Here is a 5,375-nt window from a genome sequence, read left to right as displayed (position 1 = left end):
CCCATTTGTCAGAGATTGACCTTCGATACAGGCTTGGGGCAGCCCACAGGCCGTCTCTCCGTGTTTGTCGCCCGGTACCACCGCGCCGCCCAGCTACCCCGCCTGCCAGCCGTTCTTTTTCAGGTCCACCGCCGATTGGCGGCCATCGCGTCCCGTACGCAATTCGTAGCGGACCTTGGTGTTGTCGGGCAGTTCGGTCATGCTGGCGCGCTCCAAGGCGGAGACTGGACGAACACGTCCTGTCCGCCGCCATTGGGCGCGATAAAGCCGAACCCCTTCGAGGTGTTTCACCATTTCACGCTGCCAGTGGGCATGGGTCAGTCCTTCCTTCTGAAGTTGTCGGTCAGCCCTGAGGTATGTCTGCAGGCCGGGAACAGGTGGATTGCGGCGTGCAGATCGTGCGCGACGGAGGGTCCAGGACTGTGTGGCCAGATCGTTCCGGCCACACAGTCCTGACGAGCGTCAGAGCCGCCATACTGGGTCGGCATCGAACACTGATCGAAGGAGCAAGTGCACCTTTTACAGGCTCCACCTTCGCACCCCGCACTGTTCCGGAACCGATGGGACGGCGCCCTGTCGCGTGGGACGTATCAATGATGGTGGCCCCGGAAAACATCTGTGTGGCTCGGATCATCTGCCTCCGCGCCACTTTTGCGCCGAGATCAGCGCTGATGTCAGCATTTACAGCAGTGCCGAGGTCACTACCCACCTCAGCGCTGACCCCGGCACTTACTTGCGAGTGATGATGATCACAAAAAGGTGATTGCTCCGGTAGGTAATGCCCTGTTCGTGTTTTCGCGAGGTTAGCGGACGTTGCGAGGGCAAGCCTCGAAGGAACTGAAATGCCCCGCACAAATTCATCACCGACCGACCCTCTACGAATAGTTAGCCGTTGTCGGAACTATTCCTGGTCCTGACCAGCCTGCCATTCCAGTAGTACGCGCCGGATAATTTCTTGGCGCGTCGGCATATCCGGTTCGTAACGCCGTGCATCATCCAATGCCGTGATCAGCTCTCGCGGTAGGCGTACTGTCACTGCTTCTGTATCTACGGTCGGTCGACCCATTTTTTTCATGGTACACTTCTTGACTTTACGACTTTATGTAGTTATTTAGTCGTCATTGGCGGACGGAGCAGAGCTGGAACCTCAAACCCCGTCCTCGCCACACGCAGACCCACAGGCAAGGAGACTGGAATGACTACCGCTAATCATAATGTCAAAAAGTTTGAAATGAAACCCCCCGCCGCTGCGGCCTCGGTCACCGCGCTCTTCGTGGGTTTCGTCGCCACGCTGCCGGCGCTGATCCAGACGGAGCGCGACCTCTGCGGCTATTCCGGGCAGGACCCGGCCGTGGATCACTGGATCACGGCGGCAGATGCCGCGCTCGCCCAGACCAGGGCCGCCTGCGAGGCGATGATCACGGCACCGCCCATCGACGAGGCCGAGCGCGCCTTTCAGGCTGTGGCGCGTCTCTACATGCGGGTCATCCGGTCCGCAGATCCGGACGAGGTGGCAGGTCTTCGTGCCGATGTGCGGCTGCGCCGCTGGGCGTGGCTGGTTCCGGGGGAAGGAGCCGGGGCGCGCGACCTCAACCTCTGGATCGGCGCGGCGCTCGACGCGCTCGAGTTCTGGCTTTCTCTGGAAGACCCGTTCGATGCACGCGTCGAGGACTGGGTGGGCGCGGATCCGGACTACGACATCGGCCCCTCCGCCTGACCCTCACCATGAGTTTCACGCCACGTCCCGGCGCGGGCAGCCCCCGCGCCCTCTCTCCCTTCATGCCCAGTTCAGGAGCTTCTCCCATGCCCAAGACCAAGCCCCGCTCGCCCAAGCCGACCCGCCCCACCGTTCGCGGCGTTCCCTTCGATGTCGTGACCAACCGCCGGCGCCGCCTGCATGTTCCGCATCGCTCCCGCCATGTGCCCGCCGGCGAATGGCGCGACTATCCTCGGCCCGTGCCGGAAGCCTGGGCCCGCATCGCTCGCGACAAGGGCTTCAGGGTCCATGGCAGGATCCGGGACAGGTATCACGTCGCACTCGAATGTGACGCTTGTGGGGGGCTGACCGCGCACAAGAGCTATACGCTCCGGACGGCCCAGCCCCGCTGCGGCGCCTGCGCGGAGGCTGATCTCGGCGATGCCGCACGGGCGGCGAGCCTGACCTTCCTGCGCCGCGACGACCGTAACCACCACTACGGCCTGTACCGGGCCGCCTGCGGCCACGTGATCAAGAGGCAGTTCGAATTCGTGGAGCGGGTCGCGGCGAAACTGACGGATGTTCGCTGCGAGAAGTGCCTGCGCGCGCGGGAGCAGGATGAGGCGTCGCAGCGTGGCTGGGAGCGTCTGGGACGCGATCCGCAGGGCAACGCCAACTATCGCATGTATCGCCACAGCTGTGGCCATTCTCAGCGTGTGGCCCGCGTGAACATGGCCTGGGATCAGGTCAAGTGCGCCGCCTGCGGGGGCGCATGGAACAGCACCGCGTCATTCATCTACCTCGCGCGGATCGAGATGACGTCGCGTGGTATCCATCTGCTCAAGCTCGGCTTTTCCAAGACCCCGGTGAAGCGCTTGAAACACCAGCTCGGCCTTCCGCGCAGCGCCAAGGTGGACCTTGTGAGGGTCCTCCCCATGGCCTCCGGCCATGTCGCACGCGCGCAGGAAGCCGCCGTCCATGCGATCCTCAGGCGGCGTCATCCCGACGCGGTGGTCCCGCCCGAGGTCTATGCCGGGATCCTGAACGTGGCATCGGAGGTCTATGAGGCTTTCGCCTTCGATCTGATCATGCGCCATCTGGACCGCATCGAGGCGGCGCACCCGCCCACCTGACCAAGCCCGTCCCTTCCTCAGATCATCCGGCCCGCCGCACATCGCGGCGGGCATTCTCTCCCCTTTGTCCGACGACAGGAGACCGCCATGACCGCGACCGTATTCACGACCTCTCCCAAGCCGATCACGAAAACCGCGGCCTCCGCCAAGTGCGCAGGCTGGACGCCCGCCACGCGGCGCGGGGCACCGGACTGGCTTCCCTTCGCCATGGCGATCCTCGGCGCCCTCAAGGGTAGCAGCTGGGCCGGCTGGCGCATGCCCCTGCCCGCAAAGGACAGCGCAGGTGACGCCGACGACCCGGCACGCGCGTGCCACACCGACGATGCGGCTCCCGTATCATCCGCCCCCAAGACCCGGCGCGACGCCGATGCCAGTCGTCACGCGGACTGGACCGGCGGTGACAGCGTTGACGATCTTCTCGACCAGATCGAACAAGCGACCGAATTCGGCCCGGTTCTTCCGTCCTGTCCCCCCGCCAGACCCGACCGCGAAACGGTCTGGCGCCCGAAGGCGGCGACCCTTCTGGCGGTGGTCCGGATTGCCGCCAGCTTCGGCAGTGCGACGGCGATGGCCACGGAACTGGGCGCGAACGGGGCGCTCACGCTGCTGGCGACCGGCAGCGCCGCGCTGGATCAGACTGTCCGGAAGATGCTGGAGCAGATCGTGGCAGAACCGAGCCTCTGGCACGCTGCCCTGTCTGCACCTGACCTCCTTTACGCCGTGGACGCGGTGAAGACCGGCAGTCCGGATCGGCACCGCACGCTCGCCGCCTTCTCGGACAAGATGCGCGACGCGCTCGAGATGGGCACGCCAGTGGTGCTGATCACCCCCGTCGCAGGCACCGCGCCCCGCGCCCTGCGTGACCTGAGCCCGAAGGTGATCACCCTCAAGCCCCTTGATCACGAGCAGCTCTCCGTCCTGCTCGACCTCGCCTATCCCGGTCAGGGAGCTGCCGACGCGCTCGCCGCCCTTCCCACGGACGCTCGAGTCTCGCGTCTCGATCCCGACCGCGCCACGCTCGCCCTGCGCGCAACAAACCCCAAGACCGCGGTGACGGCGATCGCCGAAGCCCTGTGCCCGGCCCCGGTCGAAGGGGCTGGCTGGGCCACCTTTCCCATGCCGGACACGGTCAGGGCTCCGCTCGAACAGATGATCTCTGACCTCCATGCGTGGCAGGACGGCAGGATTTCCTGGAGCGATGTCGCGCGCGGGCCGCTTCTCGTCGGCCCGCCCGGATCGGGGAAGACGCAGGTGGCAAGGCTCATCGGGCAGGAAGCCGGCATCTCTGTCGTCGCGGGATCCGTGGCGCAATGGTCTTCCGAGAGCGCGCGCTCGAGCGATATGATCAAGGCGATGCGCAGCGCCTTCGCGACGGCCGCAGAACAGGCACCTGCGCTGCTTTTCCTCGATGAAATCGATGCATTCGGGGACCGGAACCGGAAGGCCGACCACAACAGCGCGTACACGGATTTCATCGTCACGGCCCTGATCGACCTGCTTGATGGGTACCATGGCCACGAGGGCGTGCTCGTGATGGCGGCGACGAATCATCTTGAAAAGTTGGACAGGGCCATCATGCGCGCAGGGCGGTTCGACCGGATCCTCCGCCTGCCGCATCCGGACCACACGCTCCTGCCCCAGGCGCTCCGCTGGCATCTGGGCCCCGACCTCGCAGATACCGATTTGACCGGTGTCGCGCAGGCCGCGCTCGGGATGTCGGGTGCCGATATCGCCGCCGCGGTCCGCGCCGCCCGCGGCAAGGCGCGCAAGGCGCGGCGCGCGCTTGCACTGGCTGATCTGACCGAAACGATCCACGAGGCCCAGACCCCGTTGCCCAAGGCGCTTCGCAGGATCGTTGCCGTCCATGAAGCGGGCCATGCCCTCGTCAGCGCCGCCACTGGGCGCGCCGATGTATCCATGCTCGCGATCCAGTCCGATGGCGGTGTCACGGCGACAAGCCTGCATCGGACGGGTGAGGATCGCGCCGCTGTAGAAGCTCAACTCGCGATCAGCATGGCTGGGCGCGCGGCAGAGCGCCTCCTGCTCGGACGGGTCTCGGCGGGGTCCGGCGGAGATCCGGGCAGTGATCTCGCCACGGCGACCCGGCTTGCGACGGCGCTTGAAGCTTCATGGGGTCTGGGCTCAACGCTGATCTGGCAGGGGCCGATCGAGGGGATCGAGGCGCGCCTGCGTGACGACACCGGCCTTCGGGCGCGGGTCGAAACCCATCTGCGCAACGCCGAAACCCACGCGAGCCGGATCCTGAGCGCCCATCGGGCGCTCCTCGACGAGATGGCGGCCGCCCTCGACGCGGCCGGGGTGCTCGCGGGACCGGAGCTTGCGGCGTTCCTCGCGCGCGTCAGGCGCGCACCCGGCGCCGCGTCTGAGGTCGACAAAGCGAGCCTCGGGTAGCGCCGAGGACTGACATGCCGTATCAGCCCCTCGATCGCGCGGCGGCCTGGTCCGGTCCGGACACTGCCCGCCTGTACGACACCTTGCAGGCGGGCGGCGGTGATCCGCTGCGAAGCAAGAGCCTGGGAATCCCG

The 5,375-nt window shown here is 66.2% G+C and carries 3 protein-coding genes and 1 pseudogene; 3 read left to right on the top strand and 1 reads right to left on the bottom strand.

Annotated features, from left to right (window positions below; all coding sequences use genetic code 11):
* Nucleotides 1-93 precede the first annotated feature (93 nt).
* Nucleotides 94-263, bottom strand: a pseudogene (locus tag MCRY_RS22120) (cold-shock protein).
* A gap of 932 nt (nt 264-1,195) precedes the next feature.
* Between MCRY_RS22120 and MCRY_RS22115 the strand changes: the two are divergent.
* The 3 genes from MCRY_RS22115 (at nt 1,196) to MCRY_RS22105 (ending at nt 5,241) form a co-directional block, all read left to right on the top strand.
* Complete coding sequence (locus tag MCRY_RS22115; RefSeq protein WP_085633913.1) at nt 1,196-1,717, top strand: hypothetical protein; 522 nt, start codon at nt 1,196-1,198, stop codon at nt 1,715-1,717.
* An 86-nt stretch (nt 1,718-1,803) separates the two neighbouring features.
* Nucleotides 1,804-2,829 (top strand): hypothetical protein, encoded by a 1,026-nt coding sequence (locus tag MCRY_RS23065; RefSeq protein WP_085633911.1) that lies wholly within the window; start codon nt 1,804-1,806, stop codon nt 2,827-2,829.
* A gap of 87 nt (nt 2,830-2,916) precedes the next feature.
* The gene (locus MCRY_RS22105; protein ID WP_085633909.1) at nt 2,917-5,241 is read left to right on the top strand and encodes an AAA family ATPase; all 2,325 of its coding nucleotides are present in this window, start codon (nt 2,917-2,919) and stop codon (nt 5,239-5,241) included.
* Nucleotides 5,242-5,375 lie beyond the last annotated feature (134 nt).

The organism is Marivita cryptomonadis, assembly GCF_002115725.1.
GTDB classification, from domain to species: Bacteria; Pseudomonadota; Alphaproteobacteria; order Rhodobacterales; family Rhodobacteraceae; genus Marivita; species Marivita cryptomonadis.
The sequence above is the reverse complement of the archived record's forward strand: the minus strand, read 5'-3'. Positions and strand labels throughout refer to the sequence as shown.

Coding starts and splice junctions, on each gene's coding strand:
- MCRY_RS22115 (WP_085633913.1), top strand. CDS start 1,196: ATGACTACCGCTAATCATAATGTCAAAAAGTTTGAAATGAAACCCCCC.
- MCRY_RS23065 (WP_085633911.1), top strand. CDS start 1,804: ATGCCCAAGACCAAGCCCCGCTCGCCCAAGCCGACCCGCCCCACCGTT.
- MCRY_RS22105 (WP_085633909.1), top strand. CDS start 2,917: ATGACCGCGACCGTATTCACGACCTCTCCCAAGCCGATCACGAAAACC.